A 14,193-nucleotide genomic window follows, 5' to 3' on the forward strand; every position below is an offset into this window, starting at 1 on the left:
TCCCGCGCACTGCGTCCTCGCTAGTGTTTGTTTCAAAAGGAATCTCCAACCCCAGGAAATCCTGAGGCCGGGGATGTCAACATATCTGGCGTTGACTTTTGGCACGCTGTTGAGTTCTCAAGGAACGGACGCTTCCTTCGGACTGCCTTCCAGCAGGCCCTCCGGGCTTCGTTCTTTCGTGTTTCCAGCTTATCAGATGTTTTCCGCTCCGTTTCCGGGGCTTCGTTCATCCAACTCGCCGGTGTCTTCCGGGGCTTGACGCCCTGTCCGACGTTTCAAACTCTAGCCGATCCGTACTCCGAAAAGCGAATCCGCCGCAATCCGATAAAACGAACACGCCAAACAGGAACCGAGCCGCGACGCAGAAATGCGAACGCAACCCAGCCCGAACCTGGGAAGTGGCGTTTCAGAGGATTGGCCGCCCCGGGACCGTCCGCGCTGATGCGTGTCCGGTGCTCCCTGTCGAGCGACTAGGAAACACTACCCCTGTCCGGTGCCGGAGGCAAACCGGCCCCGGGAACGGTCCGGGTGCAGACGGCCCGGCCCGGCTTCACGTACTCGCCGTTGGGGTGGTCGTTGCCGGTGACCCAGTGGCGGGCGGTGGCTTCGTCACGGCCGCCGTCGCGGTGGCGGCCGAGTAGGCGCTCCTCGCGGACGGCGTCGTCGGTGTGGACGTACCAGAGTTCGCGCAGCAGTCGGCGAGCGTCCGGCCAGGGGGTGTCGGAGGAGGCGAGGTAGTTGCCCTCGGTGAGGACGAGGCGGGTGTGCGGGCGGACCACGTGTCGGGCGGCGACCGGTTCGTCCAGGGTGCGGTCGAAGTCCGGGACGTAGATGTCCTGGAAGCGGTCGGCGGCGATGCGGCGCAGCAGGGCGACGTAGCCGTGGGCGTCGAAGGTGGCCGGGGCGCCCTTGCGGTGGGTCAGGCCGAGGCGGTCGAGCTGGGCTCCGGAGAGGTGGAAGCCGTCGAGCGGAACGTAGGCGGCGGTGCCGGGTCCTTCGGCGCGCTCGACCTCGGCGACCAGGCGGCGGGCCAGGGTGGACTTGCCGGCGCCGGGCGGGCCGGCAAGTCCGAGGATCGTACGGGCGTTGCTGCCCGGGCCGCGGAGGAAGCCGAGGGCTAGGGCGGTGAGACGGTCCTCGTTCATGGCCGCACCCTACTCACCGGGGGTTCGCGAAGCGGGGCCTTCGGTCACCCGACGGCCGGAGCAGCCCTTCGCTCAGTGGGGCCGTTCGCTCAGTGGGGCCGTTCGGCCAGTGCGGGCAGGTCGAGGGTGAGCGTGCCGGCGTCGGCGTCGAGCACGGCGGGGACGCCCAGCGGGACGGTGAGGGTGGACGGGCAGTGTCCGAAGCCCAGCTCCCAGAGCACCGGTATGCCGAGCCCGCCGAGCCGGTCGAGCATCACCTCGCGGACCCGGTCGGGCCGTCCACAGCCCTCCCAGGAGCCGAGGGCGATGCCGGCCACGCCGTCGAGGGCGCCGGAGCGCAGGAACTGGGTGAGGAGGCGGTCGAGCTGGTAGGGGTGTTCGTTCACGTCTTCGAGCACCAGGATGCTGCCCGCGAACGAGGGCCGGGCGGCGGGAGTGCCGCGCTCCGCGGCGAGGACGTGGGTGCATCCTCCGGCGGTGATGCCGCGCGCCCGGCCGCCGACGAGTGGGGCGGCGGTGGGCGACGTGAGGACCGTGGTGGCGGCGGGGTCGAAGAGGGTGCGGCGCAGGTGCTCGGCGGTGGGCCCGTCGGAGATGAAGGAGGCCCCGGCGGCCAGCGGCCCGTACAACGTGGCGAGGCCGAGGCGCTGGGCGAAGGCCTCGTGCAGGGAGCTGACGTCGCTGAAGCCGATGAAGGGTTTGGGTGCGGCGGCGCGCATCGCCGTCCAGTCGATCAGGTCGACCATGCGGTGCACGCCGTAGCCGCCGCGGGCGCAGATGACGGCGTCGACGGTGGGGTCGAGCCAGGCGTACTGGAGGTCGGCGGCGCGGTCGGCGTCGGTGCCGGCGAGGTAGCCGAGGGCGGGGTGGGTGTCGAGGACATGCGGGGCGACGGTGACGCGCAAGCCCCAGGAGCGGAGGATCGCGCAGCCGGCGGTGAGGCGTTCGGGTTCGATCGGGCCGCTGGTGGCGACGACGGCGATGTGGTCGCCGGGGCGCAGGTGCGGCGGGCGGGTCAGCCCATGGCCGGGTGTGGTCGGGTGCTGGTCCATGGGCCGGGCCGCCTTTCGGGCGCGGGAGCGGGGTGCGGGCGGCCGCGGTGTGGTCGCGGCCGCCCGGTGACGATATGCCCCGTGTCAACCGGCCGATGTCTCCGGGGCGGGGCGGGGTCTGCGTGCGGTCCGGCCCGGTCCGGCGGGGCCTCGCCGGGGTGAGTGCTCCTCAGATCACGGCGCCCATCACGTCCCTCACCTCCGTCAGGGTGGCGTCGGCGACGGCGTTGGCGCGCTCGGCGCCGTCGCGCAGGACCTGCCGCAGGTGGCCGCGGTCGGCGGCGAGTTCGGCACGGCGGGCGCGCAACGGGCGGAGGTGCTCGTTGACGGAGTCGATGACGACGCGCTTGAGCGCGGCGGCCCCGCCGGCACCGATCTCCTCGGCGACGGCTTCGGGGGCGCGGTCCTGGCAGAGCGCGGCGAGCAGGACGAGGTTGGCCACGTCGGGGCGGCGGACCGGGTCGTAGTCGATGTGGCGGTCGGCGTCCGTCCTGGCGCCGCGGATGATCTGCGCGGTCTCGTCCTCGCCGGCGCCGAGGGCGATGGCGTTGCCTCGGCTCTTGCTCATCTTGCCGCCGTCGGTGCCGAGCAGCATGGGAGCGTCGGACAGCAGCGCCTGCGGGCGGGGGAAGACGGCGCTGCCGTCGGCGTGCGGGTAGCGCTCGTTGAAGCGTCGGGCGACGGTGCGGGCGACTTCGAGGTGGGGCAGCTGGTCCTGGCCGACGGGGACGAGGTCGGCCTTGCAGAAGAGGATGTCGGCGGCCTGGTGGACGGGGTAGGTGAACATCAGCCCGTTGACGGCGGACTGGCGGGAGTGCGCGATCTCGTCCTTGACGGTGGGGTTGCGGTTCAGCTCGGCGACGCTGACCAGGCTGAGGAGGGGCAGCAGCAGTTGGTTGAGGGCGGGGACGGCGCTGTGCGCGAAGATCGTGGCCCGTTCGGGGTCGAGACCGGCCGCGAGGTAGTCGAGGACGAGGCCCTCGGTGTGCTCGGCGAGCCGGTCGGCGATGTCGCGGTCGGTGATGACCTGGTAGTCGGCGACCACGACGAACATCCCGACGCCCTGGTCCTGCAGCCGGACGCGGTTGCGCAGGGTCCCGAAGTAGTGGCCGAGGTGGAGCGGGCCGGTGGGGCGGTCCCCGGTGAGGACGCGGTGGGCGGTCGGGTCGTCGATGAGGTCGGGCGCGGACGCTGGGCCGGTGGTGGCGGACGCGGGGCCGGTGGTGGCAGCGGCAGCAAGGTCGGTGGCGGTGGCGACGGTCTCGGCGGTCACGGGTTTCTCCTCGGTACGGCGGTGGTGGCGGCCGTCCGGGCGAGGGGCCCGTCCCGCGGGAGCGGGAAACACAACAGGGCCATCCATCCCGGACGGCCCTGGTCAGGCGAGTGCTGGTGGCCGTCCTAGGACGGCCACCAGTTCAGGCCCACGAAGCGCTTCATGGGCCCAAGCGTAGCGTCAGTCCGCCACCAGCGCGGGGGTTTCCTTGCGCAGCGTCTCGCCCCGGAAGAACTCCGGCCGCACCAGGGCGTAGCAGGTCATCAGCACGGCGCCGAGCAGCAGGATGCCGACGCCGATGACGAACACCGAGCCGATGCCGAGGACGGCGCCGCTGCCGTAGTCGGGGGCCCAGGCGTCGGTGAGGGTCTGCAGGAAGACCCCGCTGAGCAGCACGCCGCCCAGGAACGGGGCGATGCCCTTGAGCACCAGGTCGCGCAGGCCGGTGCGCAGCGAGTGGCGGAAGTACCAGACGCAGGCGAAGGCGGTCAGCGCGTAGTAGAAGCAGATCATCAGACCGAGCGCCAGGATGGTGTCCTGGACGACGTTCTCGCTGATCAGGCTCATGCCGACGTAGAAGACGGCGGTGGCGACGCCAGCCGCGACGGTGGCGTAGCCGGGGGTGCGGAAGCGCGGGTGGACGGCGCCGAAGCGCGGCGGCACGGCGCGGTAGGCGCTCATCGCGAGCAGGGTCCGGGCCACCGGGATGAAGGTGGTCTGCAGGCTGGCGGCCGCGCTGGCCACCACGGCCAGGAAGAGCAGGATGCTCCATGGCGATCCGAGCACCGGGCGGGCGAGCGCGGCGAAGACGTTGTCGGCGGTCCCCGGGTTGCCGAGGCCGCTGCCGGTGGTGCCGACGCCCGCGAACATCTGGGCGGCGATCGCGACCAGCAGGTACGAGCCGACCAGGGCGACCATGGTGACCATCGCGGCGCGGCCAGGGGTCTTGGCACTGCCGAGGGTCTCCTCGTTCATGGTCAGGCAGGTGTCCCAGCCCCAGTACATGAAGATCGACAGCGACAGCCCGGCCGTGAACGCGCTGAACGAGCCGACCTGGAACGGGTCGAGCCAGGAGAAGGAGAAGCCGATCGAGTCGGGCAGGTCGCCGGCGGTGGCCTTGCCGACGGCGATCCCCGAGAAGAGCAGCAGCACGGCCAGCTGGAGTCCCACCAGGCCGTACTGGAACCACTTGGTGGCGGTCATCCCCCGGTAGCTCATCGCGGTGGCGCCGGCGATCAGCAGGACCACGGTCAGCAGGTGGACGGCCTGGTTCCCGTCGAGGCCGGCGACCCGGTCGCTGCCGGTCATCTCGCCGAGCATCAGGTAGAGGAAGTCGGTCGCCACCCCGGCCAGGTTGGAGAGCACGATGATGGTCGCGACGGTCAGTCCCCAGCCGGCGATCCAGCCGACCCGGGGGCCGAAGGCCTTGACCGTCCAGGTGAAGGACGTTCCGCAGTCCGGGAAGTCCTTGTTCAGTTCCTTGTAGGCGAACGCGACGAGCAGCATCGGCAGGAAGCCCGCCAGGAACACCGCGGGCATCCGGACGCCGACCGCGGTGACGGTCGGGCCGAGCGTCGCGGTCAGGCAGTAGACCGGGGCGACGGTCGAGACGCCCAGCACCGCACTGCCCAGCAGGCCCACGGAACCGCCCCGTAGGCCCTTGTCCCCCGCTCCCCCAGCCGTCCCCGGGGCGGGGACTCCACCACTGGTGCCACTGACCGGGGCACCCTGCGGAGCTCCGGGCGCCATTGCCCGGCCGCTGCTCGTGTGCTCTGAGAGCTGCTGATCAAACACCAGCGCACTCTAAGTGCGGACACGGAATGTTGAATAGACCAACTCTTGGTGATTTTATGCACTGTCGATGACCTTTGCTTTCCCCCGAGCCCCCCCGAGCCCCCCTGAGCCCCCCTGGGCCCCCGGGTCCCCTCCGGGCCTCCCCCGACGGGAGCACTCGGTCGACGTCAAGATAGGTTTGCCTCACCTAACTTCGATCCGACTCGACCGTGAAGGAGCGTCGCGTGGCCCCCACCCCCGACGACCTGGCCCTCGCCCCCCGCACCCCCAGCCGTCGCAGGTTCCTCACTGCCGGGATCGCCGGCGGAGCGGTGCTCGGCCTCGGCGGCCTGCTCACCGCCTGCGGCGGAGCGGGCGGAGCGGGCGGATCGGGCGGATCGGGCAGCTCCGGCGGATCGGCTGCGAGTGGCGGGTCCACGCCCGACCAGAAGTCGGTCAAGCAGGGCGGCGACGACTACGCCACGGTGATCGAGAAGATGAAGGCCTTCGGCACCGACGCCGCCCCCGGCGTCTACCCGCGCACCGTCAGGCACGCGATGGGCGAGACCGTCATCCCGGCGAGGCCCACCCGGGTCGTGGTGCTGGACACCGGCGAACTCGACAACGTCGTCTCGCTCGGCATCCAGCCGGTCGGCGTCGTCCACACCGACGGTTCCGAATCCATGCCCTCCTACCTCAAGGACAAGGCCGGCACCCCGGCCGCCGTCGGCACCATCAACAGCCTCAACCTGGAGGCGATCGCGGCGCTCAAGCCGGACCTGATCCTCGGCAGCCGGCTGCGCGCCCAGGACCAGTACGCGCAGCTGTCCAAGATCGCGCCGACCGTCTTCTCCCTGCGCCCCGGCTACCCCTGGAAGGAGAACTTCCTGCTCAACGCGAGCCCGTTCGGCCTGGAGGCCGAGGCCCGGGCGCAGCTCGACGCGTACCGGGCGGCGGCCACCGCGATCGGCGCCGGGCTCGGCGACAAGCGGCCCACCATCACGCCGCTGCGCTTCATGCCGGACCGCACCCGGCTCTACGCCGAACTCTCCTTCATCGGCACCATCCTCACCGACGTACCGCTGCCGCAGCCCACGATCGAACAGGTCAAGGAGCTCGCGGTGGAGGTCAGCCCGGAGCAGATCGACAAGGCCGAGGCCGACTGGATCTTCTACGGCGTGTACGGCAGCCCCAGCTCGACCAACCAGGACGCGGTGCTGGGCGGGGCGCTCTGGAAGACCCTCGGAGCGGTCAAGTCCGGTCAGGCCCGGCCGGTTTCGGACGAGACCTGGTTCCTCGGGCTCGGCGTCATGGCGGCGAACGCGGTGCTCTCCGACCTCAAGGGGTTCGTCGCACCCGCGAACTGACCGGGCGCCGCCGGCAGGGGGCGGAAGACGGGCCGCGACGCTTCGGCGGTCCCGCAGTGGTCCGCGGACGGTCTCCCGGTGATCTCCGCGGGCCTCTCTCGCCCACCGCCGGGTCCGGCGCTTGGAGCTGGTCGCGCCGTGCGGGAGGATCGTCGGGACCGTCCCCCGAAGGGCCCGCCGATGACCTCGCTCCACCCCACCGCAACCGACCCGTCCCTGCCCGGCCCGCCCGGGGACGACGCCGGGTCCTCACCCCCGGCCGCCGTGCCCGGAGCGGCCGCCGCAACCGGTCCGACGTGCTCGATCGCGACCGTCACCGAGGGCGGCGCAGTCACCGCCGGACCCTCCGAGGGGGCGGTCCGTCAGGGCTCCGCCTACCGCCTCGACTCGGTGCCCCGGCCGCGCAGCCGGGACGACGCGTACGTGCCCGCCGTTCCGGCGACGGCCACCACGACAGCCCCCACGTCCACGGACGGCGATCCGAGCGCGGCACGCCTGCGCTCGGCGTTCGCCGAGCGGCTGCGGGCCGCACGCGCCCAGGGCCGTTCGATCGCCGAGCTGGCGGCGGCGTGCCGTCGACCGGTCGCCGAGGTTCGGGTGCTGCTCGGCGAGGCGACCGGAGACCGGACCGCCGCGCCCACGCCCACGCCCGCGGCCGCCCCGGTTCACGACCCCGAGACCGCGACCGCGACCGCGACCGCGACCGCGACCGGAGCAGTGGACGGCGCGGAGCCGGAGATCCGGGCCCGGGGCGAGCTCGGGACCACGGGAGAGGTCGGGTTCGTCCGGTTCCCGTCGGTCTCCGCGCAGCCGTCGGGGCCGCAGGACGGTGTCGCCGCGTCGGCGCAGCGTCCGGCGCGCGATGACCTGTGGCCCCCGGCGTACCGGCGGCCGTCGCCCTCGCGCCGGCTGCGGCGGATGCACCCGCTGACCGCCCCGGACAGGCAGGGGGCGACCGCACGGGAGACGGCCGCGACCGGCCCGGCCGGGGCGCCCCTGCGTGCGGCCTCCCCGTGGACGGGTCAACCCGCCGAAGCGGCGGGCACGGTGGCGGACCGGGCGCCGTTCGGCGCCGGGGACGCGACCGCCCCGGGCACCGGCGCCCCACCCGCCGATGCCCCGCACGCCGAACCGCCGCTCGGCATCCTGATCGGCGGCAGCCCCGGCCAGCCCGAGGCCGTCGGCCGGCCCGGGGAGCGGATGCCGGTCCGGGTGGTGGCCGAACCGATCCGGGTCGGTCGCGGCACCAGCCTGGTGGTGTTGCCCTCCTGGCGCCCCGCCATCGCCGTCTCGGTGTCGACCGAGCAGCTGCTCTCCGCGACCGGGCTCGGCATCGAGCAGCTCGCCGGCACCAGGCTGACGGTGTTGATGAACCCCGGCGCGCTGCACGACCGGGAGCTGGAACTGCACGGCTGGGAGCCCTGCCCGGCCGCACGGGGTCGACGCGGCGGGCGGCCCTAGGCTCTGCCCGGCCCGGCCCGGCCCGGGCTCGTCCCGTCTCGGGACGGTCGGCGGGCACGTCTCGGGCCCGGGCCGGTGCCCGCCGCCGGAGGTCAGCGGACCACCGGGGCGTTCGGGACGTACCCGAGGTCGACGGGCACGGGAGGGTTCCCGTCCGCTGCCCAGCCGGAGCGGACGGCGTCCAGCAGTTCCGGAAGCCGGGGCGGCCAGAGCGCGTCGGCGTTCTCGTCGGCGAGGTCGGCCGGGGTCCACCAGCGCCAGTCGAGGATCCGGTCGACGGCGTGCACGGCGCTGACGTCGCCGACCGGGCCGCGGTGCGGTCCGCCGGTGAGGTAGACGTGCTCGTGCTGGCGGACCGGGGTGCCGTGCCAGGTGAAGTCGTGTTCCCAGGTGCAGAGCAGCGGGCCGGGTTCGAGGTCGGTCCAGCCGGTCTCCTCCCACAGTTCGCGCCGCGCGCCCTCCCACGGGGACTCGCCCGCCTCCAGGCCTCCGCCGGGCGGGGTCCAGTGGACGCCGACCTCGTCGTTCTTCGAACGGAACAGGAACACCGAGCCATCCCCGTCCAGGACCACCGTACGGGCGGCCTGGCGGGGCACGCGTTTGCGGGGGCTCAGCAGACCGCGCATCGGATTTCGCATCGGATCACTCTCGCAGCGGCCGTCGGGGGCGTCGAGCGGATTCGTCCGTCCGGTCCGGCGACCGGGCGTTCCGCGCCGCCCGGCGCGGGCGCCGGACCTGTCCGCCCGCCCACCCGCCGTACCCTGACGGCCATGTCCGTACCCGCGATCATCCTCCCCGCCGATCCCCTCAACCCGCGTCGGCCCGATCCGCACTTCGCCTGGGAGGCCCGGCTGCTGCGGGAGTCGGGCGGGGAACACCACCTGGTCGACCACGACGCGCTGCTCGCCGGACGGGCCGGGGAGGCGGTCCGGTGGGTGCCGCAGGACAGCGGCCCGCTCTGGTACCGGGGCTGGATGCTCCCCTCCGCCCGCTACGCGGACTTCGCCGTCGCGCTCACCGCGCGCGGCGGCAACCTGCTCACCAGCGCGCCCGGTTACGCGGCGGCGCACGAACTGCCGGGCTGGTACGGCGTGTTCGAGGGGGCGACCCCGGACAGCGTGTGGATCCCGTCCGACGGACCGGTGGCGCCCGGGCCGGAGGAACTGGCGGCGGCCGCGGCCCGGCTCGGCGGGAGCGGTCCGGCGATCGTCAAGGACTACGTGAAGTCACGCAAGCACGAGTGGCACGAGGCCTGCTACGTAGCCGAGTTGGCCGACCTGGCGGCCGTCGGACGGGTGGTGGAGCGGTTCGTCGAGCTGCAGGGCGAGTTCCTGGCCGGCGGGGTGGTGCTGCGGCGGTTCGAGGAGTTCGAACGCGTCGACGGCGGTGTGGAGGGCAACCGTGGCAGCGCAGAGGGCACCGGGAACGACGGGCCGGGTGCGGGCGGGCGGGCCGTGGAGGCCCGGGTGTGGTGGCTGGACGGCCGGCCGGTCCTGGTCGGACCGCACCCGGACGCCCCGCACCAGAGCGTCGAGCCCGACCTCACCGAGGTCCGGGCGCTGGTCCGGGCGCTCGGCTGCCGCTTCGTCACCACCGACCTCGCCAGCCGGGCCGACGGCTCCGGCTGGCGGGTGGTCGAGGTGGGCGACGGACAGGTGAGCGAGCTGCCGCACGGGATCGACCCGTCGGGGCTGCTGACCTCGCTCATCGCCGTCTGACGGCCGTCGCGGGACGGGCCGCCGGGCAACTTCCGAACGGGGCGCCTCCGGAAGCGGTGCGGGGCTCGCGGTCGGGCCGCCCACCCGGCGCGGCTGCCCGCCGGGACGGCGCGGCTGCCCGCCGGGACGGCGCGGCTGCCCGCCGGGACGGGTCGGCTGCCCGCCGGGACGGGTCGGCTGCCCGCTACCCGGCGGGAACGGTCTCGGCCGCCGGGTGGCCGTCCGCGATGAACGCCTGCCAGAGCCGGGCGTACGTGCCGCCCCGGGCGAGCAGTTCGGTGTGAGTGCCGTCCTCGACCACCCGGCCGTGGTCCAGCACGATCACCCGGTCGGCGCGTTCGGCGGTGGTCAGGCGGTGGGCGATGACCAGGGTGGTGCGACCGCCGCTGAGCCGGTCCGCGGCGTGGTTGACCGCCGCCTCGGTGGCCAGGTCGAGCGCCGCGGTGGCCTCGTCGAGCAGCAGCACGTCCGGGTCGACCAGTTCGGCCCGGGCCAGGGCGATCAGCTGACGCTGGCCCGCCGAGAGGTTGCGGCCACGGCCGGCCACCTCGTGGTCGTAGCCGCCCGACAGCCGGACGATCATGTCGTGCGCGCCGACCGCCCGGGCCGCCGCCTCCACCTCCGCCGCCGAGGCGCCCGGCCGCCCGTACGCGATCGCCTCGCGGACCGTGCCCGCGAACAGGTAGGCCTCCTGCGGCACCACGCCCAGGCGGTGGCGGTACTGCGCCAGGTCGTAGCGGGTGAGGTCGACCCCGTCCACCCGGACGGTGCCCTCGGTCGCGTCGTAGAACCGGGCGACCAGCTTCACCAGCGTCGACTTCCCGGCGCCGGTCTCGCCGACCAGCGCCACCGTCTGCCCGGCCGGGATGTGCAGGTTCACGTCGGTCAGCACGGTCGGGGCGCCGTCCGCGCCACCGTTGTAGGCGAAGCCGACCCCCTCGAAGTCGATCTCGCCGCGCAGCCCCTCGGGCACCGGGACCGGGTCGGCCGCCGCGGCCGTCGTGGTCGGGGTGCGCAGCAGCTCGCGGATCCGGCCGAGGCCCACCGAGGCCTGCTGGTAGCCGTCGAAGACCTGGGACAGCTGGTTGACCGGCGCGAAGAACAGGTCGATGTAGAGCAGGTAGGCGACCAGCGCGCCGACCGTCAGCGTCCCGGCGTCGACCCGGGCGGCGCCGACGATCAGCACCAGCGCGGCGGCCACGCTGGAGAGGAACTGGACGAACGGGAAGTACAGCGAGATGTACAGCTGCGCGCGGACCCGGGCCTCGCGGTAGGCGACGCCGCGGGCCACGAAGCGGTCGGTGTTGGTGTCCAGGCGGCGGAAGGCCTGGACGATCCGCATGCCGGCCACGTTCTCCTGCAGGTCGGCGTTGACGGTGCTGATCAGGTCGCGGGAGCGCTCGTACTGGTCCTTGGACTTCCTGCGGAACACCAGGGTCGCGATCACCAGCAGCGGCAGCACGGCGAAGACCACCAGGGCCAGGCCGGCGTCGATGATCAGCAGGGCCGCGAAGATCCCGGCGAAGGTCAGCAGGCTGACCACGGCGGTGACCATGCCGGTCTGCAGGAAGGACGTCAACGAGTCCAGGTCGGTGGTCATCCGGGTCATGATCCGCCCGGTCAGCTCGCGCTCGTAGTAGTCCAGGCCGAGCCGGTTGAGGTGGGCGAAGATCTTGAGCCGGAGCGTGTAGAGGACCCGCTCGCCGGTGCGTCCGCTGATCCGGTTCTCGGCGCCCTGCACCACCCAGTCCAGCAGCACCACGACCAGCGCGGTGAGCGCGGCCACCGCGACGCCGGACATCAGGCCCTTGCGGACGCCCTCGTCGATGCCGTGCCGGATCAGCACCGGCAGGACCAGGCCGGCCGCCGCGTCCAGGGCGACCAGCAGGAGGGCGATCAGCAGCGGGACCCGGAAGGGGCGCAGCAGGCGGCTCAGGGCGAAGTCGGGGTCACCGGCCTCGGCCTCGGCGCGCGGGACGGCCGGGGTGTCGGTGGCGGGCGGCAGGGACGCGACCTGGGCGAGCAGGTCGGCGTCGGCGGTGCGGGCGGCCTTGGCCAGGGCCGGGGTGGCCAGGGCGGGGCCGGGGAGGCCGGGGGCGTTCGGGTCCGGGGTGGCTGTCTGCCCGGTGGCCGGGGAGGCCTGCGGTTCGGCCGGGGCTGCGGCGGGCGCCGCGACCGGAGTGCCGGTCGGTGTCGCGGAGGAGGCGGGCTCGGCGGTGCGGCCCGCCTCGGGGTCGGTGATCAGGGCCCGGTACCGGGGACATCGGGCGTCGAGTTCCTCGTGCGTCCCGATGTCCAGCAGCCGGCCGTGGTCCAGGACGGCGATCCGGTCGGCGAGCTGGAGGGTCGAGCGCCGGTGGGCGATCAGCAGCGTGGTGCGACCGGTCATCACCGAGCGCAGCGCGTCGTGGATCTCCGCCTCGACCTGCGGGTCCACCGCCGAGGTGGCGTCGTCCAGCAGCAGGATCCGGGGGTCGGTGAGGATCGCCCGGGCCAGGGCGATCCGCTGGCGCTGGCCGCCGGAGAGGGTCAGGCCCTGCTCGCCGACCTTGGTCTCGTACCCGTCCGGGAGCGCGCGGACGAACTCGTCGGCCTGGGCGGCGCGCGCGGCGGCGACGACCTGCTCGTCCGTGGCGTCCGGACGGCCGTAGGCGATGTTGGTGCGGACCGACTCGGAGAAGAGGAAGCTCTCCTCGGGGACGATGCCGACGGTGGCGCGGACCGAGTCCAGGGTGAGGTCGCGCAGGTCGTGGCCGTAGAGCCGGACGCTGCCGGCGGCCGGGTCGTAGAAGCGCGGCACCAGCTGGGCCACCGTCGACTTGCCGGAGCCGGAGGCGCCGACCACGGCGAGGGTCTCGCCGGGGGCCAGCCGCAGGCTGAGGCCGTGCAGGACGGGGACGGGGTGCTCGGGGTCGTAGCGGAACTCGACCTGGTCGAACTCCAGGGCGACGTCGGGGTTCCGGGGGCCGACGGCGGTGTCGTGCGGGGCGGCGCCCCCGAGGGTGGTGTCCTGCCGGGGGCCGTCCGGCGCGGTGGCGCCCCGCGTGAAGTCCAGGGTCAGCGCGTCCGGGCGCTCCTGGACCAGCGGGCGCTCGTCGATCAGCTGCAGGACGCGTTCCACGCCCGCCCGGGCCTGCTGGCCGACTGTGATGATCATGGTCAGCATCCGCACCGGGCCGGTCATCTGCGCGACGTAGGTCGAGAAGGCGACGAAGGTCCCGAGCGAAACCTGGCCCTCCACCGCCAGCCAGCCGCCGAAGGCCAGGACGGCGACCTGGGCGAGGGCCGGAACGGCCTGCATCGCCGGGTTGTAGCGCGCGTTGAGCCGGATCGAACGCAGCCGGGCCGCGAACAGGTTGTGGGAGGCCTGCTCCAGCTTGTCCAGCTCCTGGGCCTCCTGGCCGAAGCCCTTGACCACCCGGACGCCGCCGATCGCGCCGTCCACCACGCCCGCGACGGCGGCCGCCTCCTGCTGGGCGGCCCAGGTGGCGGGGAACAGGCGCTTGCGGCTGAACGCGGAGACCCACCACAGGGCGGGCGCCATGACCAGGGCGACCAGGGTGAGCGGCGGGGACAGCCAGACCATCACGACCAGCGACATGACGAACATCAGCAGGTAACCGGTCATCATCGGCACCATCGAGAGCAGGCCGTTGACCAGCTGGAGGTCGGAGGTCGCACGCCCGACCACCTGGCCGGTGTCCAGCCGGTCCTGGCGGTGGCCGTCGAGTCGGCCGAGCGAGCGGAACAGGTCACTGCGCAGGTCGTGCTGGACGTCGAGGGCGAGCCGGCCGCCGTAGTAGCGGCGGACCTGGGTGCACCCGAAGACCACCACGGCGGCCAGCAGCAGCACCACCGCCCAGGGGGCCAGCGAACGGGTGTGGGCGACGATGACGTCGTCGATGATCAGCTTGGTGACCAGCGGCACCAGAGCGGTGACGGCCATGCCGAGCAGCGAGGCCCCGAAGGCGAGCAGCAGGCTGCGGCGGGACCGCCAGCTGTACCCGACCAGGCGGCGCAGCCAGCCGGCGGGCTCGGTGCGCGCGTCGGTGGCGTCCGCCCCGGCGGCGGGCTCGTTGGCGGAGACCTCCGGCATCGTCGGGCCGGGGGCCGGTGGGCCGCTCGGGGATTGCTCCACCGTGGATCCGTGAGTCTCAGGCATATTTAGGGATGCTAACCATTTCGTCGAGTGGCCGCCACGGCGTTTCCGACCCGGGTGGGTTCGGGGCGGGCCGGCGCGGCCCGGATCGTCCGGTCCGGCGGACTGGGCAACATCCCGCGGCCTGCGGAGATTCCCGCTCGAACATCCGCGCGGCCCCGTCGGCCCCGTCGCCCCGGTCGAGCGCCGTGTGCCTCCAGCGTCGCCGACGATCCGCCGAACGCCCAGCGGCCGGGGACGGGCAG

9 protein-coding genes are annotated in these 14,193 nt (G+C 73.5%); 3 read left to right on the top strand and 6 right to left on the bottom strand.

From position 1 onward, the window contains the following. Positions 1-470 precede the first annotated feature (470 nt). The 4 genes from AB0D10_RS08050 to AB0D10_RS08065 all read right to left on the bottom strand — a co-directional run bounded on the left by AB0D10_RS08050 (position 471) and on the right by AB0D10_RS08065 (position 5,219). Entirely contained in the window at positions 471-1,145 is a 675-nt protein-coding gene (locus AB0D10_RS08050; RefSeq protein WP_360253139.1) for a nucleoside/nucleotide kinase family protein, read from the bottom strand. An 89-nt stretch (positions 1,146-1,234) separates the two neighbouring features. Further along, positions 1,235-2,197 (bottom strand): LD-carboxypeptidase, encoded by a 963-nt coding sequence (locus AB0D10_RS08055; protein ID WP_360253141.1) that lies wholly within the window; start codon positions 2,195-2,197, stop codon positions 1,235-1,237. A 169-nt stretch (positions 2,198-2,366) separates the two neighbouring features. Beyond that, on the bottom strand, positions 2,367-3,371 hold the full coding sequence (trpS, locus tag AB0D10_RS08060; RefSeq protein ID WP_360253525.1) for a tryptophan--tRNA ligase: 1,005 nt from the start codon (positions 3,369-3,371) through the stop codon (positions 2,367-2,369). A 279-nt stretch (positions 3,372-3,650) separates the two neighbouring features. Continuing rightward, positions 3,651-5,219, bottom strand: a complete 1,569-nt coding sequence (locus tag AB0D10_RS08065) for an APC family permease (RefSeq protein ID WP_360253527.1) — start codon at positions 5,217-5,219, stop codon at positions 3,651-3,653. A gap of 269 nt (positions 5,220-5,488) precedes the next feature. Here AB0D10_RS08065 and AB0D10_RS08070 point away from each other — a divergent pair, with 269 nt between their 5' ends. Then, the gene (locus AB0D10_RS08070) at positions 5,489-6,610 is read left to right on the top strand and encodes an iron-siderophore ABC transporter substrate-binding protein (protein ID WP_360253143.1); all 1,122 of its coding nucleotides are present in this window, start codon (positions 5,489-5,491) and stop codon (positions 6,608-6,610) included. 180 nt (positions 6,611-6,790) lie between these two features. After that, positions 6,791-8,071 (top strand): hypothetical protein, encoded by a 1,281-nt coding sequence (locus AB0D10_RS08075; protein ID WP_360253145.1) that lies wholly within the window; start codon positions 6,791-6,793, stop codon positions 8,069-8,071. Between the two features lie 92 nt (positions 8,072-8,163). Here the strand turns inward: AB0D10_RS08075 and AB0D10_RS08080 are convergent, their stop codons facing one another. Further along, on the bottom strand, positions 8,164-8,709 hold the full coding sequence (locus tag AB0D10_RS08080; RefSeq protein ID WP_360253147.1) for an NUDIX domain-containing protein: 546 nt from the start codon (positions 8,707-8,709) through the stop codon (positions 8,164-8,166). A gap of 132 nt (positions 8,710-8,841) precedes the next feature. Here AB0D10_RS08080 and AB0D10_RS08085 point away from each other — a divergent pair, with 132 nt between their 5' ends. Continuing rightward, on the top strand, positions 8,842-9,789 hold the full coding sequence (locus tag AB0D10_RS08085; protein WP_360253149.1) for an ATP-grasp domain-containing protein: 948 nt from the start codon (positions 8,842-8,844) through the stop codon (positions 9,787-9,789). 184 nt (positions 9,790-9,973) lie between these two features. Here AB0D10_RS08085 and AB0D10_RS08090 read toward each other — a convergent pair whose 3' ends face one another. Next, positions 9,974-13,885, bottom strand: a complete 3,912-nt coding sequence (locus AB0D10_RS08090; RefSeq protein ID WP_360253529.1) for an ABC transporter ATP-binding protein — start codon at positions 13,883-13,885, stop codon at positions 9,974-9,976. Positions 13,886-14,193: the final 308 nt, after the last annotated feature.

The sequence above is a fragment of the Kitasatospora sp. NPDC048545 genome (assembly GCF_040651155.1).
In the GTDB taxonomy this organism is placed as follows: domain Bacteria; phylum Actinomycetota; class Actinomycetes; order Streptomycetales; family Streptomycetaceae; genus Kitasatospora.